Below are 25,857 nucleotides of genomic sequence, written 5' to 3'. Positions count from 1 at the left end.
AATCTGTAAGACATAATTTAATTTAAGGATGAGTACAAATATTTTTACTCCTTTCACAGAAGAAGAATTGATGCCGAAAGAGGAAAAATTGGAGGTTATAAAGAAAGGAAAACAGTTCAGCATTGGAATTCCTAAGGAAACCTGTCTTAATGAAAGGAGAACCTGCATTACTCCGGACGCTGTACAGGTATTGGTAGAGCACGGCCATGAGATTATCATAGAATCAGGAGCCGGAGAAGGTTCATTTTTTACAGATTTACAGTATTCCGAATCTGGGGCAAAAATCACCAATGATCCGAAGGAAGCCTTCGGACAAGATTTGATTCTGAAAATCAACCCTCCTACTCTGGATGAAATTGATTTTATGAAACCGAATACCTATATGGTTTCAGCCCTTCAGATCAACCTAAGAGACAAGGAGTATTTCCTTAAGCTTGCAGAGAAAAAAATAAATGCCATTGCCTTTGAATTTATCGTAGATGAATACAAACAACTTGCATTGGTAAGACTAATCGGTGAAATTGCAGGAACCGTTTCTATTTTATATGCTTCAGAATTATTAGCGCTGTCCAATGGTTTAATGCTTGGGGGAATTACTGGAGTAAGACCTACTGAAGTAGTTATCCTAGGGGCAGGAATTGTAGGTGAATTTGCTACAAAGGCAGCTATTGGCTTAGGAGCAAGTGTAAAGGTTTTCGATAACTCATTATCCAAGTTAAGAAGACTTCACACAATGGTAGACAGCCGTGTACCGACTTCAATTATCGATCCTAAAGAACTCAGCAAAAGTTTAAGACGTGCTGATGTAGTGATCGGAGCACTTCCAAGATTAAATATGACACCCATTGTGACTGAAGATATGGTCATGAAAATGAAAAAAGGCAGTGTTATCATCGATATTACGATAGACAACGGTAAGGTTATTGAAACGTCTGAACTTACTACTATGGATGATCCTTATATCATTAAACATGGGGTGATTCACTGCGGACTTCCGAATCTTACATCAAGAATGCCGAGAACCACTACAAAGGCTATCTCTAATTTCTTCCTTTCTTATATTCTAAATTATGATGAAGAGGGCGGCTTTGAAAACATGCTGATCCGCAAAAATGAAATGAAGCAGAGCTTATATATGTACAAGGGAAGACATACCAAAAAGATCATCTGTGACCGTTTCGGACTTACGTACCACGATATCAATCTTTTAATTTTCTAAATGAAAAAACTTAAATTTTATGCAATAGGCTTCGTTCCGGGGCTACTTCTCGTATTTTTTATATTAAACAAAAAAGGCGCAAGCTGCAGCGGTTATTTACCTAACAGCCGTGTAATCGCCGAATCTCTTTCTAAAGAATTCAAGTATTCTGAAGAGGTTAAAACAGCGATGAGCACTTACAAGATTGATGAAAAGTTTGTAAAAGACAGCATCATTACCAACGGAAAAGTAGATTTTGACAAAAGCCATGCTCAAAAGAAACCATGCCCGGAATATCTTATCACCTATCCTGAAAAAAATCCGTCTTACGAGATCACTTTTGAAAAGTGTGAAGAAACTCTAATGGTAAATACTCTTAAGAAGCTTAAGTAGTTTCAATAATTTACTTTATGGAAGGCAATTACTACATGATTCATGATTATCTGATATTCATCGGAGTTTTTGCCATTTTCCTTTTTCTGGCTGCAGGTATCTATCTCTTCAGTAAAAATCAAAAACTGACCCAGAGAAATACAAAGCTGTCAGAATCTAATAAAATCATTGAACAGAGGCTGAATGAAGTTCGTTTGGAACACATTGGAACCAAACTGAATCCGCATCTGTTTAAAAACATCCTTAATTCTGTTCAGTCTCATGCTTACCAGACCTATATGTCTCTGGATAAACTGGCCAATGTTCTGGATTATATTCTATACGAAAGCAACAATAAATATGTAAGCCCCAAAGAGGAATTGAACTTCGCCTTAAGCCTTATTGAAATCAATAAAATTAAAGTGAATCCTCTCTTCGATTTCAGAATTAAATTTAAGATCAATAAAACAGATTCTGTATATGAGGAAAAAGTTTTCGCCCCTCTGATTTCCGTTGATCTTATTGAAAATGCTTTCAAACACACAGATTTTCTGGCCCAGGATTCCTTTATCTCCATTTTTATGGAATTGGAAAACAGAGTATTCACCATGAAAGTAAGCAATAAAGCGTCCTTAAAGAATAGTCTGGAAAAGGAAAAAAGCGGTTTTGGAAGCCAGTCTCTGGATCAGAGATTAAAAATGATCTACAATACCCATTATCATCTGGAAAAAAGTTCAAAAAACGGTATCTTCACGGCAGAATTAAAAATCAATTTAGGAGAATTCTATGATAAAATGCGTTATTCTGGATGATGAATTATTAGCCATCAGCTATTTAAAGCTTCTATGCGAACAGATTGAGGACGTAGAAGTAGTAAAAGCATTTAACGATCCTAAAATCTTCCTGAACGAAATTGATTCCCTAGACTGCAACCTATGTATTTTAGATATTGAAATGCCTGGAATGACAGGACTTCAGGTCGCAGAAATTATCTCCGGTTCTAAAAAAATTATCTTCACCACCGCTTACAAAGAATACGCAGCAGAGGCTTTTGATCTCAACGTGGTTGATTATGTAAGAAAACCTATCAAAAAAGAGCGTCTTATTCAAGCTTTTGAAAAGGCTAAAGAACAGATCAGCACCATTCAGAAGAAAACCTTTATTGAATGGAATAGCAATATTGGTAAAACGGTTATTTTAACGGAGCAAATTGCTTACATCAAAACCTCAGAAATTGATAGCCGCGATAAGGATATTATTCTGAATGATGGGACTACCATCGTTTTAAAGAATCTTAACTTTAAAAACCTCTTAGAAATGCTTCCTACCAAAGATTTTGCACAGGTTAATAAAAAAGAGATCATTGCATTATCTTCCATCAAAGTATTGGGCACCAACGAAATTATTACTACTATTCCTGCAGAGGATGAACACTTTCTTAAGCTTCAAATTGGTGATGCCTACAAAAGCTTATTGATGGAGTTGTTTACAAAATAGCTTCTAAATCTACTCCACAAACAAAGTTAATCTGATGGCTTTTTAAGCGACCTAGGAAACTGGAGCGTTAAAAAAACTCTATTGTTTGAGTGCGGGACAAATATTGATAATAAAAATAGATGGCTACCGCACGAGTTTAGAGTTTTTAGAGAACAGCCTTCATTTTTAGCGAAAGTTTCCAAGTCTTGAATTTTTCGTTCTTTTGTTTCAAGACAAAAGAACATTTAAAAGCTTTATTTCAACACTAAGATTTTTATTACATTTTTTACCGTATTCATTACATTTTAAAAACAAACTATTTTAATCTCAGTTTATTCTTATCAACTTTGCATCAAAATAAAGGAATCATGAATTTGGGGAAATACAGAAATTTAATTTTCTACATCACTACCATAGCAGTCTTTTCCTGTCTGATGTACTTCTTCATTATTGAAGGACAAACATTAGAAATTAAGGAGAATATTGTCACTAAAACAAGCACCGGATCTACCTGGGATAACTTTCAGGAATCATTTAAAACAAATCTTCATCATCCATTAGCACTACTATTAGCACAAATTGTTACGATTATCCTTACGGCAAGGCTTTTCGGATGGGTCTGCATGAAGATTAAACAGCCTTCTGTAATTGGAGAAATGATTGCAGGGATTGTTTTGGGGCCATCGCTTTTGGGAATGTATTTTCCTGAATTTTCAGCATTTCTTTTTCCAAAAGAATCATTAGGAAACTTACAGTTTTTGAGCCAGATCGGATTAATTCTGTTCATGTATATTGTGGGAATGGAACTGGATCTGAGCGTTTTAAGAAAGAAAGCTCATGATGCTGTAGTCATTAGCCATGCCAGTATCATTATTCCTTTTGCACTCGGAATTGGGTTATCTTATTTTATCTATCAGGAATTTGCACCTGGAGGCATACAGTTTACCTCTTTTGCTTTATTTATTGCCATTTCTATGAGTATTACTGCTTTTCCGGTATTGGCAAGGATTGTTCAGGAAAGAAACTTACAAAAAACTAAGCTTGGAACCATCGTTATTACCTGTGCAGCAGCAGATGATATTACAGCATGGTGTATTCTTGCTGCTGTAATTGCAATTGTAAAAGCAGGTTCTTTTACAAGCTCCATTTATGTTATTATTATGGCTATTGCCTATGTTCTTCTGATGATTAAAATCGTAAGACCATTCCTTAAAAGAATCGGAGATCTTCAGGCTGGAAAAAATACCATCAGCAAACCGATGGTCGCTATTTTCTTTCTGACTTTGATCTTATCATCCTATGTAACTGAAGTAATCGGAATTCACGCTTTATTCGGAGCCTTTATGGCTGGAGCGATTATGCCGGAAAACACCAAGTTCCGTACATTATTCATTGATAAAGTTGAGGATGTGGCATTGGTACTCCTTCTTCCATTGTTCTTTGTTTTTACGGGACTTCGTACCCAAATCGGCTTACTGAATGACAGCCACCTTTGGATGACCGCCGGATTTATTATTCTAACGGCAGTTATTGGAAAATTTGCAGGAAGCGCCCTCACGGCCAAATTTGTTGGGATAAACTGGAAAGAAAGCTTAACCATAGGCGCTCTGATGAATACCAGAGGTTTAATGGAGCTTATCGTTCTGAACATTGGATATGATCTTGGTGTATTAGGTCCTGAAATCTTTGCAATGCTTGTTATTATGGCTCTGTTTACCACTTTTATGACAGGCCCTGCTTTAGACTTCATCAATTTTATTTTTAAATCTAAAAAAGATGAAAATGAGCCTGTGGATGCTGCTAACGATTCAAAATACAGAGTCCTGTTATCCTTTGACAAACCTGAATCCGGAAGCACCTTATTAAAACTGGCTCATGATTTTACCCATAAAATGAATGGCAATAAAAGCATCACCGCTATGAATATTGCTCCTGTTGACGAGCTGCATGCTTATGATATGGATGAATATGAAGAATCTCAGTTTCAGAATGTCATTGAAAAATCACATGAACTGAATCTGGAAGTCACTACCCTTTTTAAGGCCTCTACCGACATAGAAAATGATCTTACCAGTATTACCAACAAAGGCCATTATGACCTTCTGCTTATTATGCTTGGAAAGTCTATGTACGAAGGAAGTTTACTAGGAAGACTTTTAGGTTTTACTACTAAAATTATTAATCCTGAAAAACTTTTGAACACGGTAAAAGGCAAAGGAAATATCTTCAACAACTCTCCTTTTGACGACTTTACGCTACAGATCCTGGATAAAACCAATATTCCTGTAGGTGTGCTGGTAGAAAAAGATTTCAATGCAGCTGATAAGGTATTTGTTCCGATCTTCAATCTGAGTGATTTTTATCTTCTTGAATATGCAAAACGACTGATCAACAATAATAACTCTCAGATCATCATTCTTGATGCTGCGGGGCAAATCCGTAATAATATCGAGGTGAAAGAGCTGATCCGAAGTATTGAACAAGTTGCTCCTAATCACATCACTTTGTATAATGAGAAAAAAATTGAAAAAGAATTCCTGAATTCTCAGGATCTAATGCTTATCAGCAGCAAAAGCTGGAAAAACTTGATTGATACAAAGAGTCTTTGGCTCTCTGATATTCCTTCAACATTAATTATATCAAATCCGTAACACCGATATTTTCTATTTCTACTGGAAGCTGTAAATATTATTCGTTGTCTGTAAAGAAAAAACGGGTATATTTATAGCTTCATTTTTTTTTGAATATGCTGGTTAACAATGAAAACGGAGGCTTGAACCTGGAAGATTTCAACACTCAATTGTACAAGGGAATGCCGCTGGATCAGTTGAAACAGACTGGTTTTTATATAGAAAAGTATCAGAATATGTGGGATGTGAAAACCGGATATTTTTGGTATTATTTCAAAGCTATCGAGGTTGAAGGCCATCAACTTTCCTTGAGTCTCTGCTTTTTGGGAGATCAGCTGCACAGCATGCACCTGAATACATGGGAAAGCACTGATGCCAAAGACTGGAATGAATGGACGGAAGAAAAGGAAATGCAGGTATTTTACCGAAATAATAAATTTCTGACCTTAGTGTTGGGAATGCCTCCAACCCGGAAAAAGAAAACACCTTACCCAAGTTGTACTTTCATTTTTCCCTGGGGAAGTGTCTGGTCCGTTTATGACCCAAGAAGTGCCAGCAGTTTTATGGGAATCAGCTATGAAGAGAAAAAATAATTAATAACTATAAAAACAAAAATTATCCTATGTGTCGATATGCCATGATGGTTTATAAAGGTCACTATGCTTGTTTCAACTGTCAGAAAACCTTCAAACGTCGTGTTTTAAAAGATGTAGACAGAGACGCGCAGATCTCTGTAGAAGCCAAATGCCCAGAATGTGGGAACCTTATGGCCAATATGGGTTTGGACTTTGAATCACCGGCAAAGAATGATCATAAACAATGGGCACATATCAGGGATCTGTATACTGTAGGAATTACTTTTCATTCCTGTGGCTGTTCCGGACCGGGATATATTCCTCAGGACCGCAAAGCTATTATCGCTTACTTTGAAAAAATACGTGCAGAATACATGCATTCACTGGTCTATTGGAGATATCGCATAGAGCCGGAAACCAAAAGGGAACGTGAAATTGAGTATCAAAAAAACAGATCCGAATTATGGACGGTAAACCGCAATGCATTTAAAGAAACTGTAACAAACCAGGAAGGTATTAATTACTGGATCAATAAGATCAAAGAGGTTGAGGAACGTCTTTCTCTTATTAAGGAAGTAAAATAAAATTGTTTTTAAACCACAAATCGAAGATTATCTCCTGTTAGTCGATGATTGTTATTTCGACAAAGTCAAAAGGCACAAAAGTTTTTAGACACTTAAGTTTTTAAAGCTTAATGTATAAAAACAACACTTAAGTTTTTGAAAATCTACGATTTTCAAGATTAAAATAATTCATTTATCGCTAATCACCTATGCCTCTAGGTGGTAAAATAAAAAACATCTACTTTTCTTTCTCCAGTTTTAGAAGCCTTTTAAAATCATCTTTCATTCTTTTATCCTCCTCTCTCATATAATCTCCACTGAAAGGAGCTCCACAATCCTGACTATTGACAATATGCAGCAGAGACCCACTTTCAAAATAATTACGGGTTTCTGTAATCTCTGATTTTTCAAAATCAAAAGCTTCCGTATCATTATTTTCTTTCATTGCTTTTGCATCATAGAAAAGCGGACGGTTGTACTCATAATCTTTTTCAAAAACAAAAGATAGCTTTCCGTTGAACAGGTAGTATTCAATCAGAGCCTGCCCCATTTCTCCATAATGTCTGGCCATAACCTTTTCCAGACGGTTATTTTTATAGTAATAAGTGGCTTCTCCACCTTCAGCAGACTCACCTTCAATATTTTTCTTTTGGATGGAGGTCCATTTTTTTATAGAATTGATTCTCTTAAAATTAGTCTGAATAGGTTTCAAACGGTCTTTAAGATACTCATTGGCTTCAATATCTTCTTCATTAAGGCTTTCCTTAATTTTTATGGTATCACCTTTTACTATCGAAAACTCTGAAGAGTTAGGAATAATATTTACCGCATACCCAAACTGGAATGTTATCAATAGGATGAAAAGGCTTTGTAAATATTTATTTTGCATATCATTATGGTTAGAGGTCAGAAATGTCATATTGCTCCATCACCTCTCATTTCCACAAAATTAATAAATCTTCGCTTGGCTTTGAATTAAAATACCTGAGAAACCTTTGTCGTAGTTTTACTACAATTTTTAAAATTTAACCTTAAAAATTAATTTCGAATTTAGTTTTTTAATAGTTTTATACTATAATTCACATTTGATGGAAATTTACTTTTTAGAATATAAGGTCCGGCATGGAGATACCCTAAGCTCCATAGCTGCCCGGTTGAACATAACTGTGGAGGAACTTAAATTATTTCATAATTCCCATTGTCAAAGAATGAACAGGATTTGGTTTGAGAATCTTAATGAGGTTAAAACAGTACTCGTCCCTTTACAAGTTCAAACTGAAAAACAAAAGGATCATAAAAAGAAAAATATACTTCCCTCATCACAGATCCCTAATTCATTTTTTTCCCAGACTTATAATGTCTCTGAAACATTTGAAAACCCATTTGAATCTAATCTAACGATAGATTATACAGTGGAGATTGATGTTCGGAAAAATAAAAGTACAAATCATCATATCATATCCTACAGTCAGAATCATTTTAAAACCCATGGAAAAACTCCTGAGGATAAGATAAGCGAGCTTTCCATTACCTGCATGAAAAGCATTATGCCTATTGATTTTACACTCAATGAATCAGGTAAAATTATAAGATTTACAGATCATCGAAAGATTACCCAAACCTTTGCTGACAAGCGTAAAGGTCTTGATTTCTTTGCAGGAGAAGTTTCTGAACGTTATATGGATAAGTTTGAAAAGAATATTGCAGATGAAAAGTTTTTCCTGGGTCAATTACAAAGCACGCTCCTCTTTCAGGTTTTATTCCCCAAACTGGAATGGTTTCATAAGAAAACAGAATGGACAGAATCTTTTTATTTTTTACAAAATTCATTCTCTGTCCCTTGTACTATGGAAATTGAACAGGAAAATGAAGATCAGGACTATATTACAACTACTTTAACAGGAAACAGTACAGAATTTTACAGTTTACAGGAATTAAGAACAGCAACAAAGTATAATGAGGCTGTTGATGATCCTGTTACAGGAAATATCATTATAGAATACACCACTCATAAGAAAAGCAGAAACCTGGTTCAGGCCTCAGCGACTATAAGTCTCTGGCGTGAAGAGGAGCTCATACGAAAACACACCCTCACAATAACACAAGGATAATATGAAAAATTATGTCATACAGCAAGGTGATACGTTCAGTTCCCTGGCCCAGCAATTTAAGCTGAAAAATGAAGGTATTTTAAAAACCTATCACAACCTTCACTGTTCAGAGGAAGATATTATGCAGGAGCCTGTTCCCGGAAAGAAAATTCTTATTCCGGAAGGGCCTCAATTTATGGATGAAGAAAATGATTCGCAGCCCTCTGCTACTGCTCAAGAAGAAACTACAGAGGAAGGAACTCATGATGAATCTGCTTCAGAACAACCATCCGGTGAAACCCAATCCTCTGAAAAAATAGAAGAAAAACAAGACAAAAAAGATAAAGGTGGGGAAAGCAGTTCCGGTCCCCATGATGGAAAATATTTTGTCATACAGAAAGGAACAGTACAGTGTAATCAGGGTTTTAAGTTTCCTAAATTTAAGGTAACCAGCCACCAGAAGCATTACTGGAACAATAAAGAAGGAGAAGCAGACTATCTTGCGGTTACAGAAGACGATGTACAACTTGATCCTCCTGCACAGCCTTTTGGACAATGTAAACTTAAGCCCACTTCCGGAGGCTATCTTCCCTGCGCTTATGCGGCGACAGGAAAATGGCAAAAGCCTTATGAAAAAGTAAAAGTAATGGGGAAAAGCTGCCTGACAGAAATTTCTGAATTAATGTGCACCACAGGCGGAAAAATAACCATCTTAAAACACGGCCAGCAAAGTGAAGCTGGTAAAAGCAATGTTGCCAGTGCCAAAAGCCAGGAGCAGCAAGTGTATAATCCTGTTATCAATTTTGATGAATTCAAAGCTGAAACTGAAGAAAATGAGGCTGAAGCCTGGTAACCCTAAAAACTAAAAATCATGGCAAAAAAAGGCGTTTTAAGAATTACAGGAAATACATCTCCAAAAACCGGAGTCAAAACATTTTATAAAGTAACGGAATGGTATCCCGATACTCCACTGAGTGAACGAAAAGAATCACTTGTGACCTGGGAATTATTCAGAAAGAGAGAGAATGGTAAGTTTACCACGACTACAATAAAAAAGCAAGGAATAAGCCACTTTACATTTGGTAAAGATGCCTGGAAATATACTTTTAGGGTTGAAGGATATCTTCATGACTCTGAAGGTAAAGAACCAATGTCTATTATTGTAAAACCACAAAAAAACGAACAGCAGACACCCCCTAAAGAAAAAGAAATACTGGTAATAAAACTTACCTATCAGGATGGAACTCCCGTTAATAAAAAATTAAGCTATAAAGATCGGTTATGGGCAACAGCCAAATGTAAAGGAATGGAAGGAGAATATATCACATTCTCTCTTTGGGAAGATGATGAAATAGGTGAAGGTCATAATAAAAAAAATCAATTTATATTAAAATCTACCCCTGTACAGGTAGATAGCAAGGGATATGCCCGTTGGAATTTTGCTTTACTTAATACTTATATCACCATTGCTAATAAGCGAGAGGATGATAAAAAGAAACATGAATATTATGTTATCGCAGAATACAAAGGAAAGTTAAAAGCTTCAGATAATGCCAGTGTTGATAATCCTGAATATAAAGCACCTACTCCTCCACCTAAAAAACCTACTGGAAGTAACAATAGCGAAAAACCACAGTCGAAACCAAAACCAGCTCCTCCAAAGCCTAAGCCAGATTCTCCAAAAGGCTCTACTAGGCCAAACTCACCTAATAATCAACCGGATAAAAAAGGAGAAATTACCCAGATAAAATTGACTGATATAAATGGTAAGGACTTCACTAAAAATCCTAAATTTGGAGAAACAATAAAAGTTTCTATTAAATCAAAAAACCTTATAGGTAAAAAATGTACTTTGAAAATCTGGGAACATGACCTTATAGGAGATGATCTGCTTTACAGCCGTGACCATACTTTTTCATCTGACAATTTAGATGTTCTTATTCCTCTTACAGATAAAATGCAGAAAACAGGAGAAATAGGAAATGATCCCAAGAATCCGGATAGTGGAGAATATTGGAAGGGAGGTCAACAGGAAATCTTTGCAGAAGTTATTATTTTGAACATCTCATCCAAATCAAAAATAATTGATGTGGATATAATGGAAGCTCCTAAGAAACAAGATGATGGAATAACTGCTACTAAGAAAGAAAATACTCAACAAAATAAAGGTCAAACCCTTTGTGTTTGCAAAGATGAGTATAAACTAATTTGGGGAAAGAGATTAACCTGTTCTCAAAGAAAAAAAGTAGTAGAAGTCTGTAAAAATATTTGGGGAGAAAAAAATAAAATTGATAAAGCCAATGAATTGATGGCTATAATGCATCTAGAATCTGTAGGTACTTTTTCCCCTTCTAAAAAAGGAGTCACTAAGAATGGAACAAAATTCATTGGTTTAATTCAATTTAGTGATGCTACAGCAAGAACTTTACAAACAACTTATGATGCTCTAGGTAAAATGACTTTTATTGAACAAATGGATTATGTGGAAAAGTATTTAAAAGCTAATAAAGATAAAATGAATACTATTGTAGATTTCTATTTACAAGTCATTAAACCTAACGCAGTAGGAAATGGTAGCAATCCAAATTATATTGTTTTTGATGAAAGTATAAGTGTTCCTGATGGAGATGGTAGTAAAACTAGCCAAGAACAAAGATTAAAAAATATACAAAAAGAACCTTGGGTAACAAAATATGGTTATTCTTCCAACCCGACTTTCATGCTTGAAAAGGATGAAAAAGTAAAAAGGAAAAGATGGGCTTATACTAGGCAAGCATATGAAGAACGTTATGGAGAAATAGGTGGTAAAACTTATATTTGGGAAATAGAAAAAGTAGTTAAAGGTGAACATTTTAAACCTGGTGAAAGCGAAAGATATATTGGAACTTGTGAAGATAAACCAGAAGAGAAAAAAACATCTACAGGAAAACGTGCTCCATGGATGGAAATAGTATTAGAAGAAGCAAAAAATTATGGAGGTTACAAAGAAGGTAAGGATCCTCTAGTAACACGAATTAAAAGTGAATATTTTTCGATACCCAATGAATATACAACTAGTAAAACAGATCCAACATCTGTATCTTGGTGTGCTGCCTTTGCTAGTTGGTGTCTTGCAAAAGCTGGTTATGCAAACCCTAGCACCTGTAGAGCCTTGGAATTTAATCCAAGTTATTTACATGATGGAGCTAGCAAACCCGATAGACCTTCACATATGAGAAGAATTTCAAAACCTGTATATGGTTGTATTATTGTCTGGAAAAATATTTCTGGAGGAGGTGGGCACGTTGCTTTTCATTATGGCTATGAAAGTAATGGAAATATTGTTCCTATAGGAGGAAATCAAGGAAGTAGTCTACAATTTAGTAGCAGAAGTCCATCAGGGGACTATGAACAAAAAATTGTAGGATATTTTCTTCCCGAAGATTATGAAGACAATAAAGAAGATGAATTTAAACCAGAAGAACTCAAGCTAGACCCTAAAGCACTAAACAAAAGCAATTTACTAAAAAAATCAAGTAATGAAATCAGTGGCAAAACAACATAAAGGATTTATGAGAAAAAAAACAATTCTTATCTGCACATTTATTAGTCTTTTTGCTTCTTGTCAAAAAGAAGATAAAAAATTAAATAATATAGAAAATAAGGTCATCATGAATAATGAAATTAATATACTTGAAGAACAGTTAAAAAAAGGGTTAAAAGCAACAATCGGTAATGCTGTTGATTTTCAAATCCAATACAACGAAGAAGACTTAGAATTTGAAAATCAAACACTTGAGAAAATATTAAAAAATAATGGATATAGACAACCCTCTATTGATGAATTCAAAAAAAAGGTCAAATTAGTATTCCAAAGAGATTTAGATTATTCATCTACAAAAAATTGTATTTATGTTAACTTTTTCAATCCTTGTAATAGGGAAAGTATCTACTATCAGAATAATACAATAGATTATAATGGCTATTTCTTATTTAAAAATAGCGGCTTCATTGCTCCTTTATATACAATCCCTGAAATTATTGATTATCAAAAAAAATTCCCGGAGGTTATTGAATTTGAAAAAAAACTTCCTAACAGTTATAAAAACAATAAAGGAGAAGAAATTACAATCAACAAATGGATGAATGAACCTAATCTGCTGCAAAAAAGAAACCAGAATATCCAACGTATTACCGCTCAAAATAAATATTTATTTAATGATAGCAAAGCTGATCTTGCATGGTTAAAATTTAATGATAAAGCCTTTCTTGAAACGCTGGTTAAAGATTTTGGCTATGTAAAAGATAAGGATCTTTTAGAATGGTATATTAAAGGAAACGGAATTGAGAAATACAACAATGACAAAGAAACATATTTGAAGGTGTTTTATACTAAAAATTGTGATAATAGCTTTAATGTACATTCCGAAACATTTTCCTATATGGATTCTGATCCTGAAAAATATTCAAAAGAAATAGTATCTGTTTTAGAAGATATCAGGACGGATAGAATAAAATTAGAAAGTTTGTCATTTGAACAGAAATCTAGACTTATAGCCTATCTATTATATTTTGGAGAAAAACATAAAGAAAAAACAGGTATGACCTTTTCATTTATGGGAACATTTTATGAGCATTCACAAGAGGATTTACAAAAGAAATATGATGAAGAATTTAAAAAACAAAAATATTACGGATTACCTTCTTTTGAAAAATATTGGAATGATGCCAAGATTGAAGGAGATGGAATTGGATTAGATATGTAGTATGAGAACCCCAATTGCAAGTTCATAATTTCCTATAAAAGTAGGGTAAAAATGGAATAAATGCAGTAACAAATGATGAAAAACGTTTTAGTTTTAATATTATTAGTATTCTTTTTAATTTCTTGCTCAAGTAAAAACAAAAAAGAACAAGAAAATATAGCTCATAAAATATATGAGAATGAGTTTTTTTTAATTAATTCCAATGTAGAAGGTGTAACTGAGGTAACACTTAATAGGATAAATAACAAGTTTGTCAATGCAAAGGTTTTAGAAGGTAACTCAAACTGTCCAGACACAAGTCTTGACAATATTGTATTGAAAAATAATTACTTTACCATAGAAAAGTATAATTGTACAGATAAATACTATCTGAAAGAATACATCACATTTAAATTCGACAAAGATCTTCTTCTGCATAAGTATAGTATAGAATTTACAGATAGGTATGATCCAGATAGAAGTATACCTAATAAAAACTATACCTCAAGAGATTTTGGAAATATCAAGTTTGAAAATGTAAACCGTGAATTTTTAATAAATTTATTAAACAAATAAAGATAAATGTCCACTCACATAAGTCTTAAAAGTATAATTGAAAATTTCACCAGTAAAGATATCAAAGAGCTAAAGACAGGATAAAGTAAATCAATAAAACACAAATGAAAAACATAAAAAAAGTATACAGTTATTCTGCTTTGATGTTAACAATATTGGTCAGTATTTGTTGTAAACAGGCAGTAGATACCTCATCAAAAAACATTGCACATAATAGAAATCATTTTGTTGGAGATTCTATTCTTGCGAATGCCAATTATTTCAATTCCCTAAAAAACGGAAAAGGATATTTAGTATTAAAAAAACAAAATGAAGAGTATTTGAAACAATACTCTTTAGCTGAAAACAATGAACATTCTTTGCCTTTAGAAAATAATATTTCCATTAAACTTATAAAAGAAAGACAAACTGATAGAAATATAATAAAAGTAAACCTCTTTACTTACGTCAACAATAAAAAAGCTGACTCAATACAATTTTACAGAAATATTTCAGGAGATGGTTTTGGAAATTACAGTTGTCTGTCCTATTTTAATGCAAAAACAAATAAAATTTGGCAAATAAAATATTTCCCACTAAATCCTTTAAGAGGAAATTCAGTAGGTATTGTTTCCTATACAGAAAGCAGCATAAGTACTGATGGTACAATCAAATCTGATTCTCTACATTATCTGGATGAGTCTTTAGATGTTGAAATGGAGAAATATAATCTTTATTATTGAATGTAATGAAACATGAGACCCTGTAGTAGAGCTAGCCTGGTAAAATTATACCACTACGGAAATGGTACTTAAAAGTCAAAAGAAGCTTGTATAAAGTAACATAAATAGTTAGAGACAGAATAAAGTAAAAAATAAAACACAAATGAAAAACTTTTTAAACTTAACCATACTTATTCTTCTTTCCTGTTCAGGTGCAAACAGCCAAAACAAAGAAACTGAAATAATTGAAAGTTATTTCAAGAATAATAAATTTGAGAATACTAAGGAACAATTCAATAAAATTAATACGGATCTACTTGGTATTAAACCTGAGAAACTTCAAGATGGATACAATGATTTTCTAGCCTTCAATGAAGCCACCAATTATCAGATATCAAAAGAAGGAAAATATATTAAAATAGGTAGCGATATTTTACCTGACTTAGATAGTGTTCAATTAAATATAAATAGTAACAAGAAGCTTCCTTATTTTGAGGAAATATTATCTCTGAATAAAATTATTTATCAAAATGATTTGACATCAATCTTAAATATTACATCTAAAAATCCGGATCTTGCAACTGATTTAGTCGTATTATTTAATTATGAAAAAAATGATGCTCTCTTCAATGCTGCTGTTCGAAATATTCAAAATTGGGATGATATTGAGCAAAGCTCTAGACTGCCATTTGTATTCTACAATACCACAACTAACTCATTCAAAATTAGAGAAAAGTTGTTAGTAAGCTTAAAATCTAAAGATTCTTTTTTATATGCATTAACAAATTATCTAGCTGATAATATGGAAAATATTATAAAAACTAATGGCATTCCTCATGCTACGTTAGAAAAAGCTATTGCCTATCTTTTGCAGCTTGGCTTTATTGGCAAAGAAGACATTGACGTTCAATCAGATAAGTCATATTTATTATTAAATAACATTTATATTTCTCACCCAGAATTAAAGGATTCTTTTCAAAAAAACAAATATTATGGCTACCCATCTCTTGAAAAATATTCTAAAGATTATGGGCTTTTGCAAGAAGATAATCAGGAAAAAATATATTCAAAAATAATAGACTCTGATGACTATACTAATTTAAGAAAAGATAAAAATGCTTCCTCACAAATCCTACAAAAAATAAACACTGGAGAACAAATTGAAGTGTTAGATCAAAGTGGAGATTGGTGGCTGGTAGTTTCTAAAGAAGGGAAAAAAGGATATGTCCATAAAAGTAGGATACAGTCCAAATAGTATATTTACATCTATTTCTTTATATTTAATATCCCATGAAAAAAATACTTTCCGCTTTTGTTCTAACAGCCATGTTTCTGCTTTCCTGTAAGGACAAAAAAACAACAGAGCCTTTCAAACCTGATTCCAATAAAGAGAAATCCGTATCTCCTACAGAAAAGAAAGATGAAAAAGAAGACAAAGGTTTTATCGTCTTAAAAAACACTTACCAGCAAAAGGACTGGCTCAAACTTTATAATGAAGATCATTCGGAATGGAAGTCGTTTCAGATGACTGATACTTTCAATGATGATGATTTTATCCCTAACATGATAAAGCCTGATTACACCCTTTTGGTTTTCAAATTTTTAGGCAAAGAAAATGGGTTCTATAAAGTATTGGTGAATGAAGATAAAAACACCATCAAGTATATTAAAGAATCAGACTCTAATTTTACATATCAAACCGTTGGAGAACATATTCTAACTGTATTTTCAGTGGGTTTCAATGAAAAAGAAAATCCTTTAAGAACGGAAGCTAATGATAAAGCTTCATCACAACCACTGGATAAAGACAGTTTTTATTATCCTGTTAAAATTGAAAGAAACTGGCTGATGGTAAAAGATGATCATGATCAAAACTTCTGGATAAAATGGTGTGATGAAAAAGGTCATCTGATCTTAGATTTATACTATGATGCCTAAAATCATTTTTAAGGCAAAAATCCCCGTAAACAGTGAATAAACCTAAACTTAAAAAGAGGTATATTCAACCCCATGAAAAAGATTATTCCCCTTTATCTTTTATTATTGTTGGTAGGATGTAAAAAATCAACTGAAACCAACACTAAAGGAGCAGCTTCACCTTCTCCAGCCCTCAAAGCTTCTGAGAAAAAAGAAGAACATGATATTGTAAAACCTGCTCAAACAATTGTAAAACCTCAACAGGAAAATATAGATTTCATCAACTACTCTATTGATGATCTGGAAGGCATAACCAGTACAGGTACAGAAGGAGTTTACCGTAATTTTGACTTCTCTTACCGGGATGGAGAAACCCTATTCATCCTTGTTCCTAAAATTGGAGCTGCCCAATGGTATAGCCAGCAGGCAAGCCAGTATAAAGATCAGGATGCAGATACCATGATTGATAAAAAACTCAGCCAGCAGTCATTCAAAGGCCTTAGTAAAGAGTTTAATATTTTCATCTTTCATACGCCAAAAAAATATTTGAAACATACCCCTAATCTTGATGCTCCATACACACCACAGATTCCGAGAACCCTATTTGTATATGAGTATAACACCACCAATAATAGCTGGAAGACTATAGATTACTTTGACATAAAGAATGATAATGATGAAGTAAAAGCCAATGAATGGAGGGAAAATTTCACTTCAAAACTCAGCTCTTCAGAACGTAAAGTAAATGGCACTCCATAAAATCAAAAGTACATACAAATAGCTGGAATCATGAAAATAATAAAAATCATATTTTTACTGTCCATTTTAGGAATGCTTTCCTGTAAAAAAAATGGGGAGAATAAACCTTTAACACTCCAGGACAAAATCAGTATCCGTGACAGCATTGCGGCAGAAAAAATTTCTCAGATGGCTAATGACCAAACTATTAAAGACACAATATCAGGAGTTTGGAAAGCTGGATATTCTCATGATTATGAATTATTCAGTATTACATTAGAAAATACAAAAAATAGGGACAGCATAAAAGGAACCTACCGGTTTACTCTACAGGATAAACCGGAAGAAGGAATCATTACTGGAATTATATCACAAGGAAAAGCTATCATAGAATTTTACAATCCCTCTAACCCTTCTGCCCATAAAGGAAAAGCTATACTTTCAGACTGGACTGTTGATTACAAAGAAATGAATTGGGAACTGATAAAACCATCTGAACAACCTTCTATTCCTGAAACCTGTATTTTCCATAAACCTGTTCCCCTGAAATCCATAGGAAGACCCTTTATGGGAAAATCCAGTAGAAATACTAAATAAACTTAATCTTGTTATTAATGAAAAAAATAAGCTTCATCGCAATTACCCTGTTACTGATAACAGGTTGTAAAAACGATACAAAACAGACTGCAAATGAAACAGAAACTATGAAAAAAGACAGTTCTGTTGTGAAAGCTCCCGTAGCAGAAAAAGCTATTGAAGAAAAGACTGTTGAAGAAAGTAAGATCATCCCTACATTAAAAGAATGCACGGAGAAAACAGTTGAATATGAAACTCAGCTGGAGTGCATTTTTCCTAAAAGCAAAATGGAAGATATTTATCAGAGAACCATCAAAGAAAAGGAAGTGGAAAAAGCAGAGCTTCTTCTTACTGAACTACCCAAACAAAGCAGTGAAAAGGAAGTTCATCAGGATGGATTGGAAACCATCAGCTATAAAGTTTCGCCCAACAAAGTTGAAATTGAATTCTTATTTGCAGGGGGTGTAACGACCCTTGAATTGGAACAAAAAGGCAATGATGTAAAAAGAACCATCATTCACAGCGCTGATTAAAGTTCATTCAACATCATGAAAAAAATATTCTTTATTCTTACTGCTTTAAGCATTATTTCCTGTAAAAGTCTTCCGAAAGAATCTTCAAAAGATTCTGGGAATTCTCTTCATACCCAATGGAAAGGAAAATATTCCATTTCTCATGATTTTGGAAAACTGGATGAAAACGCTGAAATGACATTGGATTATGATCTCACCATCACCAAAGACAGCTGTACTTTTGGAGGACTTGGCTATAAAACCTTTTTTACAGACGTTTGCAGCATCACTGGAAATGAAAAACAGATCATTGTAAAATACATCAGTCAAATTGAAGGCAATCCTATGACGAACCACCTTCCTACTGATACTTTAGCAGTTGTATTCAGAAAAGATGGAAAATATTTTCTCCAAAGTGAAATAGTCCCCAACAAGGACTGGCAGTACAATACTCCTATTCTTCTCAAAAAGAAATCATAAAAAGTTCTCGACTTTAAAAAATATTTTATAATTTCGTATTGTGAATTTTAACAACGAAACATATTATTATAGAATTTTGAACTCAGATCTGGGATAGGGATTCTTATGAACATAATTTAAAACCTCGTCCTAGGACGAGGTTTTTTTATTTAAAAAAATTTAAAAAGATGAAAATAAGTATTATTGGAGTAGGATTAATCGGAGGTTCAATGGCCTTGAAGTTAAGAGAAAAAAACATCGCCAGCTTCATCTACGGAATCGATAACAGCCAACAACATATCAACGAAGCATTAGATTTGAAAATAATTGATGCTGGTGCAGACCTGCAACAGGGAGTCAAAGATGCAGACCTTATTATTCTTGCTATTCCGGTAGATGCTGCAAGAAAACTGTTACCAAGCGTACTGGATCTTGTTTCAGATCATCAGACCGTTATGGATGCAGGTTCCACCAAGGCAGGAATCGTAGGTGCTGTGAAAGACCATCCGAAACGTTCAAGATTTGTAGCCTTTCACCCGATGTGGGGTACTGAAAACAATGGACCTAAATCTGCTATTGCAGAGAGTTTCGCAGGCAAGGCAGGAGTAATCTGTAACAAAGAAGAATCGGCAGAAGATGCATTGAATGTAGTTGAAAATATAGTGAATGCCCTTGAAATGCATACCATATACATGAATGCAGAAGATCATGATATTCATACGGCTTACATTTCCCATATTTCTCATATTACATCGTATGCTCTTGCCAACACGGTTTTGGAAAAAGAACGTGAGGAAGAAACCATCTTTCAGCTTGCCAGCTCCGGGTTCTCCAGTACCGTTCGTCTTGCTAAATCACATCCTGAAATGTGGGTTCCGATCTTTAAACAGAACAAAGAAAATGTATTGGATGTTTTGAATGAACATATCACTCAGCTCAGAAAATTCAAATCTGCTTTAGAAAAAGAAAACTATGAATACCTGGAAGAATTGATTACCAATGCTAACAGAATCAGAGGAATACTAAGATAACATACTGATAATCAACATAAATATAATTTAAAACGATATATCTATTAACCACAGAATGATTTTTTGTGGTTATTTTTTTGCTCAATTTTAAAATAAAATTTTAATAAAATTAAAAAATACTTTAACTTTATTAAAAAATATATTACTTTCGTAAAAAATAAATTCAATGAAGTTACCGATAGTCTGCCCAAGTTGTGACAACACTCTTAACGTAAGCCAAATGAAATGTCCAAGCTGTAAAACTGAGGTTAGCGGAGACTATGAACTTCCGGTTCTTCTAAAACTGAATCGGGATGAACAGGATTTTATCCTTAATTTTTTACTGTCCAGTGGAAGCATTAAAGAAATGTCCAAACAGGCAGGTCTATCCTATCCAACCATGAGAAATAAAATGGATGACCTGATTACCAAGATTGAACAACTTAAAAATAACCTGTAAACACATTCACCATGAACTGGAAAACTATTTTTAATCCCTTTGAAAGATTTGATGAAAAACAGCTTCTTCTTACCGGAATTTTAGCCGTTATTCTTTCCATTGCTGTTGGATATTGGACAGACACAACCTTCACCAGTATATACAAAATCAGCAATGTGGAAAATCCTTCATTCAAAATAATAGCCATCACTACCCTGCTAAGCTTTCTGGCTGCGATTGTTATTCTTTTTATTTTAGGCAGAATCTTAAATAGCAAAACAAGGATCATTGATATTGTCAATACCGTTTTAATCTCCCAGCTTGTTCTTATCCTTTTTCAATGCATTGGGAAAATATCATACATTAGGCTTGCAGGAAAAAATGTCATCAATTATGAGTCTGCTCCTTCAGGGCCATTTCCTTTTATGGATTTCCTGATTATGATCTCCATGTCTTTTTTTTCCATAATCACTTTGGTCTATAGCATTACTCTTTTTTATAATGGGTTTAAAACAGCTACCAATATCAAAAAATGGCAGCATATTGCACTCTTTTGCGTTGTTTCATTAATCAGCACTTTAGTCTGTCAAGTCATCATTAATAAAATCATTTAAAATACCATGAAAATCAAATTATTATTGGTGCTGGCATGTCTGGCACAGCTTTGTCACGCCCAAATTGAAGGAACCTGGAATGGTGAATTGGATACTCAGAACATTAAACTCCCTGTTATCTTTAAAATATCAAAAAAATCAAAAGCTTATACTTCCATCCTTATCAGCCCCAATCAAAGTTCAAGGGAAATTCCTGTAGAAAAAACAAATTTCCACAATAATGAACTTAGTTTTGAAATAAGAAGTATCAATGCAGGTTACAAAGGAATCTATACAACAGATCATTTTGAAGGAAACCTTATTCAGAATGGCAGAACAATAGCATTGAACCTTTACAGGGATAGCAAACCGGAAAGTTCCGATATACCTTACCTCAACAGAAAAGTAATCAATACTCAAAAAATTGATGACTTCTTAAACTATATGGTTCAGAATAATCAGGAAATTGGAAGTGTAGCCATTTTCAGAAACGGAACATCAATTTATAAGAGAGATTTTGGTCAAAACCTGTTGCCATCCAATACAACCTATGACCAAAATACCGGATATCAGATAGGTTCCATCAGTAAACTTATGACTGCAGTGATGCTTTTTCAGCTCATAGAACAGGGAAAGTTAAGTCTTACCGAGCCTCTTTCAACATTCTATCCTGAAATTCCTAATGCTAAAAAGATCACGATCCAAACCATGCTAAATCATACCAGCGGATTGGGAGATTATGTGGGAAAAGCAGATAAAAAGAATTGGTTATTCGAAGGTCCGGTAGGCGATAAAGCCATTATTGAAGTGATCAAAAAAAATGATATACAATCTCAACCCGGAGAAAAGCTGAAGTATTCCAATTCTGCCTATTTCCTTCTGAGCAGAATATTGGAAAAGATCTATAACAAACCTTATAACGAGATCTTAAAGGAAAATATATTGAACAAAGCTCCTATGCCTCATACTTTTTCTGTACTCGATCATCCGAAGAATATTTTCAAATCCTATGAATTTATAAAAGATAGCTGGACCGAAGTTAAAGATTTTGATTTTCACAATTGTATCGGATTGGGAGATATCACTTCTACTCCGGAAGATCTGAATATTTTCATCAATGCTTTATTCAATGGCAAATTCATAAAGAAAGAAACTCTTGATATGATGATTTCCAACAAAAAAGAAAAAGTATTTGGTTCAGGAATCATGAAAGTTCCGTTTTACAATATTATTTCCTACGGACATGGAGGAGATACAGCAGGAAGTCATTCTATCCTAACCTATGAACCGACGGATCAATTATCATATGCCGTAACCATTAACGGTCAAAACTTTCCTCACAACAGTTTCTACATCGCTTTGATGAATCTGGTATATGGTAGGGATTATCAATATCCGGTATTTAATAATGCTAAAATTCCTATTGCTGATCTGGAAAAATATATAGGAGATTACACTTCAAAGGATATTGATTTAAGCTTAAAAATATTCGTTAAAGAAGAAGGATTATATGCTCAGGCTACCAATCAGGCAGAGTTTCCCCTGACAGCCACAGAAAGAGACCAGTTCACATTTGAAAAAGCAGGCATAAAGCTCACTTTCACTCCTGAAAGTCACCAACTCAAAATGACACAAGGCGGAAAAACATATGTATTTACTAAAAAACACTCCAATAAGTAGCTTTTCACAAATACTCCAGTTAAAGACGTAATCATTCCCCTTTTCCGGAGTGATGGCGAAAATTCAAGGAATATTTGACGGGGTGGCCATTCCCACAAACAAAAAATCCTTAGACAACTCTAAGGATTTTTATATTGTAAATAAATATTCTCAATTAGCACTCCGGAACGTTCACAGCAATCGCCAATCCGCCTTCAGAGGTTTCTTTGAAACGATCACTCATCGAAAGAGCAGTTTCCCACATCGTCTGAATTACCTCATCCAAAGATACTTTTGCTTTAGCAGGATCACTTTCCAATGCAATATTAGCAGCTGTAATAGCTTTCATTGCACCCATTGTATTTCTTTCAATACATGGGATCTGTACAAGACCTCTGATAGGATCACATGTTAAGCCAAGGTGATGCTCCATCGCAATTTCTGCAGCCATCAATACCTGCCCAACGCTTCCGCCTAAAATCTCTGTAAGTCCCGCTGCAGCCATCGCAGATGAAACTCCGATTTCTGCCTGGCAACCTCCCATTGCTGCTGAGATCGTCGCATTTTTCTTGAATAATGTTCCTATTTCTCCTGCTACCAATAAGAAACGAATAATATCATCCTCACTGATAGAATCTGTAAACGCTTGAGAATACATCAGAACTGCCGGAATTACCCCACTTGCTCCATTGGTAGGGGCTGTGATAATTCTTCCAAAACTGGCATTCTCTTCATTCACTGCCAGTGCGAAACAGGCAATCCATTTATTGATATTGGTAAAGTTTTCTTCGGCATCTACAACCTGCTGAAACCATTCGTCTTTATTCTTGTAAATTTTATCTCCTAGCAGCTTTCTATTGATTCCGGCAGCTCTTCTGGAAACATTTAATCCACCCGGAAGAATGCCTTCCTTATTTACACCTTTGTAAATACACTCTTTAATTTGCTGCCAGATATACAACGCTTCTTCTTTCGTTTCTTCCTGAGTTCTCCAGCTTTCTTCGTTGATGAAAATTAAATCTGATATTTTACTAAGTCCCAGTTTATCACAATATTTTGCAATATCCGAAGCCTTATGACAAGGATACAATGTACGTACACATTGCTTCTGAATTGAGTTTTTTTCCTGACTGGCAATAAAACCACCTCCTACAGAATAGAAGTCCTGAACAAGTTCAGTTCCGTCTTCAAAAACAGCTCTGAAGATCATCCCATTCGGGTGAAAATCAAGAGATTTCTTCATATTCAGAATCAGATGATGACCATAAATAAACGGAATCACCTTCTCACCACCCAGATTGATGGTTTGAGTACTCTTGATATAATCTACTTTCTCGTCTATTTTGGTAGTATTGATCGTCTTATAGTCTTCACCATTTAAACCAAGCATTCCGGCAATATCCGTCCCGTGTCCGATTCCCGTTTTTGCGAGTGAACCAAAGAACTCAAGAAAGACTTCTTTCACCTCTTCTATTGATCTTTCTCTTTTTATTATCCTGATAAATGCTGATGCTGCATTCCATGGCCCCATCGTATGCGAACTGGACGGACCTATCCCTACTTTAATAATCTCAAAAACCGATATTGATTCCATAAATGATTCTTCATTTTCCTCAAAGCAAAGATACATGATAAATCTTATAATAAGCATAGTAAAATCTCACAATTAATAGTCCTTCATCATGAATATAATAAATGGTTAACCCGTATTTTTGTAAATTAGCCAATATCTTTTATCTGTTTCATCTCCATGACCAGATTCTCTTTAAATTATTTTGAATGGAAACATTAATTAAGAGCATTACACAGCATGTTACGCTTTCTCTGGAAGAGATTTCCCTTTGTAAAAGTTTCTGGACAGAGAAGACGTTGGAAAAAGGAGATTTCCTGTTAAGAAACGGAGAAATCTGCCGACATGACAGCTATATTGTTTCAGGGGTTTTAAAGGCTTTCTGCATCAATGCTGAAAACGGAAATGAAGAGATTCTCTTTTTAGCTATTGACCATTGGTGGGCAACTGATATTTCCAGTTTCTCCAAACAAAAAGCATCTATTTACAATATACAGGCCGTTGAAAAGACAACTCTTCTGCAGATCAGTCAGCCCTCTTTTCAAAAAATGCTGGAAAAAATTCCCTCTTTGGAAAAATATTTCAGGATTATTTTAGAAGGTTATCTGGGAACTCTTGAGAAAAGAATTGTTTTTAACCAAATGCTTAAGGCGGAACAGAGATATTATGATTTTCTGGAAACCTATCCGGAAATAGCCTCCAGAGTTCCACAATATTTAATAGCTTCCTATTTAGGCATATCTGCAGAATTTATAAGCAGGATAAAGAAAAAAAATAAATCGTCTTGAACTAGATCAATTTTTCTCTAATGATTAATCAGGAATTTTGCTGGTATAAAATCATAACAAATGAAAATACTGATTATCAATGCCAGCGTAAGAAGCGAAAGATCTTACAGCAGAAAACTAACCCAGCTTTTTGTAGAAAACTGGAAAACCAAATATCCTTCCGATACATTCACTTACAGAGAAACCGGAATTGACAGCATTCCCAATATTGATGAAGGATGGATTGCCGGTGCTTTTAAAAAGCCTTCAGACAGAACAGCAGAAAACCAGAGGCCCTTACAGCTAAGTGATGAACTGGTAAAAGAACTCAAAGACCATGATGTATATGTTATTGGAGCTCCCATGTATAACTGGTCTATCCCTAGTGGATTAAAAGCCTATATCGATCAGATCATGAGAATTAATGAAACCTGGAAATTCAGATCCGGCGTTCCTGATGGTGATTATGTAGGACTTCTTGAAAACAAAAAAGCATTTATACTATCAACCCGAGGCGACACCGGATATGGTGAAAATGAAAAAAACGGACATGTTAATTTTCAGACAACCTATCTGAAACATATCTTAGGAATTATGGGAGTCACAGACATTACGGTCTTTTCATTAGATAACGAAGAATTTGGCGGTGACATCTTTGAAAACTCAAAAAATGAAATCTTCAATGCCATTCATTCCATTGCATAATGGTAAT

At 34.2% G+C, this 25,857-nt stretch carries 27 protein-coding genes; 25 read left to right on the top strand and 2 right to left on the bottom strand.

The genetic code is table 11. The features are described from left to right. Positions 1 to 28: 28 nt before the first annotated feature. The 7 genes from BLS98_RS01275 to BLS98_RS01245 all read left to right on the top strand — a co-directional run bounded on the left by BLS98_RS01275 (position 29) and on the right by BLS98_RS01245 (position 6,835). Entirely contained in the window at positions 29 to 1,219 is a 1,191-nt protein-coding gene (locus tag BLS98_RS01275; protein WP_089732813.1) for an alanine dehydrogenase, read from the top strand. Beyond that, positions 1,220 to 1,591 (top strand): hypothetical protein, encoded by a 372-nt coding sequence (locus BLS98_RS01270; RefSeq protein WP_089732811.1) that lies wholly within the window; start codon positions 1,220 to 1,222, stop codon positions 1,589 to 1,591. It begins immediately after the preceding gene. A gap of 17 nt (positions 1,592 to 1,608) precedes the next feature. Further along, positions 1,609 to 2,382, top strand: coding sequence for a sensor histidine kinase (locus tag BLS98_RS01265; RefSeq protein ID WP_089732809.1), 774 nt, complete (start codon positions 1,609 to 1,611; stop codon positions 2,380 to 2,382). Further along, complete coding sequence (locus BLS98_RS01260) at positions 2,357 to 3,067, top strand: LytR/AlgR family response regulator transcription factor (RefSeq protein ID WP_089732807.1); 711 nt, start codon at positions 2,357 to 2,359, stop codon at positions 3,065 to 3,067. Before BLS98_RS01265 ends, BLS98_RS01260 begins: the two co-directional genes overlap by 26 nt. A 347-nt stretch (positions 3,068 to 3,414) precedes the next feature. Next, entirely contained in the window at positions 3,415 to 5,697 is a 2,283-nt protein-coding gene (locus BLS98_RS01255) for a cation:proton antiporter (RefSeq protein WP_228425428.1), read from the top strand. A 95-nt stretch (positions 5,698 to 5,792) separates the two neighbouring features. Continuing rightward, positions 5,793 to 6,269: a hypothetical protein gene (locus BLS98_RS01250; RefSeq protein WP_089732805.1), complete on the top strand. Its 477-nt coding sequence runs from the start codon at positions 5,793 to 5,795 to the stop codon at positions 6,267 to 6,269. A gap of 29 nt (positions 6,270 to 6,298) precedes the next feature. Then, complete coding sequence (locus tag BLS98_RS01245; RefSeq protein ID WP_089732803.1) at positions 6,299 to 6,835, top strand: hypothetical protein; 537 nt, start codon at positions 6,299 to 6,301, stop codon at positions 6,833 to 6,835. Between the two features lie 217 nt (positions 6,836 to 7,052). Here BLS98_RS01245 and BLS98_RS01240 read toward each other — a convergent pair whose 3' ends face one another. Next, a complete protein-coding gene (locus BLS98_RS01240) occupies positions 7,053 to 7,703 on the bottom strand; it encodes a hypothetical protein (protein WP_089734379.1) in 651 nt (216 codons plus the stop codon). A gap of 319 nt (positions 7,704 to 8,022) precedes the next feature. Here BLS98_RS01240 and BLS98_RS01235 point away from each other — a divergent pair, with 319 nt between their 5' ends. The 16 genes from BLS98_RS01235 to BLS98_RS01160 all read left to right on the top strand — a co-directional run bounded on the left by BLS98_RS01235 (position 8,023) and on the right by BLS98_RS01160 (position 22,829). Next, positions 8,023 to 8,925 carry a hypothetical protein gene (locus BLS98_RS01235; RefSeq protein WP_228425424.1) on the top strand — a complete coding sequence of 301 codons (903 nt, stop codon included), beginning with the start codon at positions 8,023 to 8,025 and terminating at the stop codon, positions 8,923 to 8,925. A gap of 1 nt (position 8,926) precedes the next feature. Continuing rightward, the gene (locus tag BLS98_RS01230; RefSeq protein ID WP_089732799.1) at positions 8,927 to 9,757 is read left to right on the top strand and encodes a DUF4280 and LysM peptidoglycan-binding domain-containing protein; all 831 of its coding nucleotides are present in this window, start codon (positions 8,927 to 8,929) and stop codon (positions 9,755 to 9,757) included. Positions 9,758 to 9,775: 18 nt separating this feature from the next. Then, positions 9,776 to 12,448, top strand: coding sequence for a CHAP domain-containing protein (locus BLS98_RS01225; RefSeq protein ID WP_089732797.1), 2,673 nt, complete (start codon positions 9,776 to 9,778; stop codon positions 12,446 to 12,448). After that, on the top strand, positions 12,423 to 13,649 hold the full coding sequence (locus BLS98_RS01220) for a hypothetical protein (RefSeq protein WP_089732795.1): 1,227 nt from the start codon (positions 12,423 to 12,425) through the stop codon (positions 13,647 to 13,649). The genes BLS98_RS01225 and BLS98_RS01220 overlap by 26 nt, the downstream gene beginning before the upstream one ends. 72 nt (positions 13,650 to 13,721) lie before the next feature. After that, positions 13,722 to 14,204: a hypothetical protein gene (locus tag BLS98_RS01215; protein ID WP_089732793.1), complete on the top strand. Its 483-nt coding sequence runs from the start codon at positions 13,722 to 13,724 to the stop codon at positions 14,202 to 14,204. Between the two features lie 104 nt (positions 14,205 to 14,308). Continuing rightward, positions 14,309 to 14,926 (top strand): hypothetical protein, encoded by a 618-nt coding sequence (locus BLS98_RS01210; protein ID WP_139166057.1) that lies wholly within the window; start codon positions 14,309 to 14,311, stop codon positions 14,924 to 14,926. A gap of 142 nt (positions 14,927 to 15,068) precedes the next feature. Next, entirely contained in the window at positions 15,069 to 16,160 is a 1,092-nt protein-coding gene (locus BLS98_RS01205; protein WP_089732789.1) for an SH3 domain-containing protein, read from the top strand. A 35-nt stretch (positions 16,161 to 16,195) separates the two neighbouring features. After that, positions 16,196 to 16,843 (top strand): hypothetical protein, encoded by a 648-nt coding sequence (locus tag BLS98_RS01200; protein ID WP_089732787.1) that lies wholly within the window; start codon positions 16,196 to 16,198, stop codon positions 16,841 to 16,843. Between the two features lie 72 nt (positions 16,844 to 16,915). Continuing rightward, positions 16,916 to 17,581 carry a hypothetical protein gene (locus BLS98_RS01195; protein WP_089732785.1) on the top strand — a complete coding sequence of 222 codons (666 nt, stop codon included), beginning with the start codon at positions 16,916 to 16,918 and terminating at the stop codon, positions 17,579 to 17,581. Between the two features lie 30 nt (positions 17,582 to 17,611). Beyond that, entirely contained in the window at positions 17,612 to 18,157 is a 546-nt protein-coding gene (locus tag BLS98_RS01190; RefSeq protein WP_139166056.1) for a hypothetical protein, read from the top strand. Positions 18,158 to 18,174: 17 nt separating this feature from the next. Then, a complete protein-coding gene (locus BLS98_RS01185) occupies positions 18,175 to 18,669 on the top strand; it encodes a hypothetical protein (protein ID WP_089732782.1) in 495 nt (164 codons plus the stop codon). Between the two features lie 15 nt (positions 18,670 to 18,684). Beyond that, positions 18,685 to 19,128, top strand: a complete 444-nt coding sequence (locus tag BLS98_RS01180; RefSeq protein WP_089732780.1) for a DUF5991 domain-containing protein — start codon at positions 18,685 to 18,687, stop codon at positions 19,126 to 19,128. 167 nt (positions 19,129 to 19,295) lie between these two features. After that, complete coding sequence (locus tag BLS98_RS01175) at positions 19,296 to 20,138, top strand: prephenate dehydrogenase (protein WP_089732778.1); 843 nt, start codon at positions 19,296 to 19,298, stop codon at positions 20,136 to 20,138. A 166-nt stretch (positions 20,139 to 20,304) separates the two neighbouring features. After that, positions 20,305 to 20,577 carry a DUF2089 family protein gene (locus BLS98_RS01170; RefSeq protein WP_089732777.1) on the top strand — a complete coding sequence of 91 codons (273 nt, stop codon included), beginning with the start codon at positions 20,305 to 20,307 and terminating at the stop codon, positions 20,575 to 20,577. A gap of 11 nt (positions 20,578 to 20,588) precedes the next feature. Then, positions 20,589 to 21,170, top strand: coding sequence for a YIP1 family protein (locus tag BLS98_RS01165; protein WP_089732775.1), 582 nt, complete (start codon positions 20,589 to 20,591; stop codon positions 21,168 to 21,170). A 6-nt stretch (positions 21,171 to 21,176) separates the two neighbouring features. Further along, positions 21,177 to 22,829 (top strand): serine hydrolase domain-containing protein, encoded by a 1,653-nt coding sequence (locus BLS98_RS01160; RefSeq protein WP_089732772.1) that lies wholly within the window; start codon positions 21,177 to 21,179, stop codon positions 22,827 to 22,829. Positions 22,830 to 22,983: 154 nt separating this feature from the next. Here BLS98_RS01160 and BLS98_RS01155 read toward each other — a convergent pair whose 3' ends face one another. Further along, positions 22,984 to 24,402, bottom strand: coding sequence for an L-serine ammonia-lyase (locus tag BLS98_RS01155; protein ID WP_089734377.1), 1,419 nt, complete (start codon positions 24,400 to 24,402; stop codon positions 22,984 to 22,986). 185 nt (positions 24,403 to 24,587) lie between these two features. On the opposite strand from BLS98_RS01155, the gene BLS98_RS01150 reads away from it, so the two are divergent. Continuing rightward, complete coding sequence (locus BLS98_RS01150; RefSeq protein WP_089732770.1) at positions 24,588 to 25,166, top strand: Crp/Fnr family transcriptional regulator; 579 nt, start codon at positions 24,588 to 24,590, stop codon at positions 25,164 to 25,166. 60 nt (positions 25,167 to 25,226) lie between these two features. Further along, positions 25,227 to 25,850 (top strand): FMN-dependent NADH-azoreductase, encoded by a 624-nt coding sequence (locus BLS98_RS01145; protein WP_089732768.1) that lies wholly within the window; start codon positions 25,227 to 25,229, stop codon positions 25,848 to 25,850. Positions 25,851 to 25,857 lie beyond the last annotated feature (7 nt).

It is taken from the genome of Chryseobacterium jejuense (genome assembly GCF_900100075.1).
GTDB lineage: Bacteria > Bacteroidota > Bacteroidia > Flavobacteriales > Weeksellaceae > Chryseobacterium > Chryseobacterium jejuense.
This window is presented reverse-complemented; position numbering and strand designations above follow the sequence as displayed.

What these genes read in the sequence shown, in the direction of transcription:
- BLS98_RS01230 (WP_089732799.1), top strand. Translation starts at nt 8,927, where the DNA reads ATGAAAAATTATGTCATACAGCAAGGTGATACGTTCAGTTCCCTGGCC.
- BLS98_RS01220 (WP_089732795.1), top strand. Translation starts at nt 12,423, where the DNA reads ATGAAATCAGTGGCAAAACAACATAAAGGATTTATGAGAAAAAAAACA.
- BLS98_RS01145 (WP_089732768.1), top strand. Translation starts at nt 25,227, where the DNA reads ATGAAAATACTGATTATCAATGCCAGCGTAAGAAGCGAAAGATCTTAC.
- BLS98_RS01275 (WP_089732813.1), top strand. Translation starts at nt 29, where the DNA reads ATGAGTACAAATATTTTTACTCCTTTCACAGAAGAAGAATTGATGCCG.
- BLS98_RS01210 (WP_139166057.1), top strand. Translation starts at nt 14,309, where the DNA reads ATGAAAAACATAAAAAAAGTATACAGTTATTCTGCTTTGATGTTAACA.
- BLS98_RS01270 (WP_089732811.1), top strand. Translation starts at nt 1,220, where the DNA reads ATGAAAAAACTTAAATTTTATGCAATAGGCTTCGTTCCGGGGCTACTT.
- BLS98_RS01175 (WP_089732778.1), top strand. Translation starts at nt 19,296, where the DNA reads ATGAAAATAAGTATTATTGGAGTAGGATTAATCGGAGGTTCAATGGCC.
- BLS98_RS01165 (WP_089732775.1), top strand. Translation starts at nt 20,589, where the DNA reads ATGAACTGGAAAACTATTTTTAATCCCTTTGAAAGATTTGATGAAAAA.
- BLS98_RS01155 (WP_089734377.1), bottom strand. Translation starts at nt 24,402, where the DNA reads ATGGAATCAATATCGGTTTTTGAGATTATTAAAGTAGGGATAGGTCCG.
- BLS98_RS01260 (WP_089732807.1), top strand. Translation starts at nt 2,357, where the DNA reads ATGATAAAATGCGTTATTCTGGATGATGAATTATTAGCCATCAGCTAT.
- BLS98_RS01240 (WP_089734379.1), bottom strand. Translation starts at nt 7,703, where the DNA reads ATGCAAAATAAATATTTACAAAGCCTTTTCATCCTATTGATAACATTC.
- BLS98_RS01205 (WP_089732789.1), top strand. Translation starts at nt 15,069, where the DNA reads ATGAAAAACTTTTTAAACTTAACCATACTTATTCTTCTTTCCTGTTCA.
- BLS98_RS01235 (WP_228425424.1), top strand. Translation starts at nt 8,023, where the DNA reads ATGAACAGGATTTGGTTTGAGAATCTTAATGAGGTTAAAACAGTACTC.
- BLS98_RS01215 (WP_089732793.1), top strand. Translation starts at nt 13,722, where the DNA reads ATGATGAAAAACGTTTTAGTTTTAATATTATTAGTATTCTTTTTAATT.
- BLS98_RS01180 (WP_089732780.1), top strand. Translation starts at nt 18,685, where the DNA reads ATGAAAAAAATATTCTTTATTCTTACTGCTTTAAGCATTATTTCCTGT.
- BLS98_RS01190 (WP_139166056.1), top strand. Translation starts at nt 17,612, where the DNA reads ATGAAAATAATAAAAATCATATTTTTACTGTCCATTTTAGGAATGCTT.
- BLS98_RS01195 (WP_089732785.1), top strand. Translation starts at nt 16,916, where the DNA reads ATGAAAAAGATTATTCCCCTTTATCTTTTATTATTGTTGGTAGGATGT.
- BLS98_RS01170 (WP_089732777.1), top strand. Translation starts at nt 20,305, where the DNA reads ATGAAGTTACCGATAGTCTGCCCAAGTTGTGACAACACTCTTAACGTA.
- BLS98_RS01245 (WP_089732803.1), top strand. Translation starts at nt 6,299, where the DNA reads ATGTGTCGATATGCCATGATGGTTTATAAAGGTCACTATGCTTGTTTC.
- BLS98_RS01150 (WP_089732770.1), top strand. Translation starts at nt 24,588, where the DNA reads ATGGAAACATTAATTAAGAGCATTACACAGCATGTTACGCTTTCTCTG.
- BLS98_RS01225 (WP_089732797.1), top strand. Translation starts at nt 9,776, where the DNA reads ATGGCAAAAAAAGGCGTTTTAAGAATTACAGGAAATACATCTCCAAAA.
- BLS98_RS01160 (WP_089732772.1), top strand. Translation starts at nt 21,177, where the DNA reads ATGAAAATCAAATTATTATTGGTGCTGGCATGTCTGGCACAGCTTTGT.
- BLS98_RS01200 (WP_089732787.1), top strand. Translation starts at nt 16,196, where the DNA reads ATGAAAAAAATACTTTCCGCTTTTGTTCTAACAGCCATGTTTCTGCTT.
- BLS98_RS01250 (WP_089732805.1), top strand. Translation starts at nt 5,793, where the DNA reads ATGCTGGTTAACAATGAAAACGGAGGCTTGAACCTGGAAGATTTCAAC.
- BLS98_RS01255 (WP_228425428.1), top strand. Translation starts at nt 3,415, where the DNA reads ATGAATTTGGGGAAATACAGAAATTTAATTTTCTACATCACTACCATA.
- BLS98_RS01185 (WP_089732782.1), top strand. Translation starts at nt 18,175, where the DNA reads ATGAAAAAAATAAGCTTCATCGCAATTACCCTGTTACTGATAACAGGT.
- BLS98_RS01265 (WP_089732809.1), top strand. Translation starts at nt 1,609, where the DNA reads ATGGAAGGCAATTACTACATGATTCATGATTATCTGATATTCATCGGA.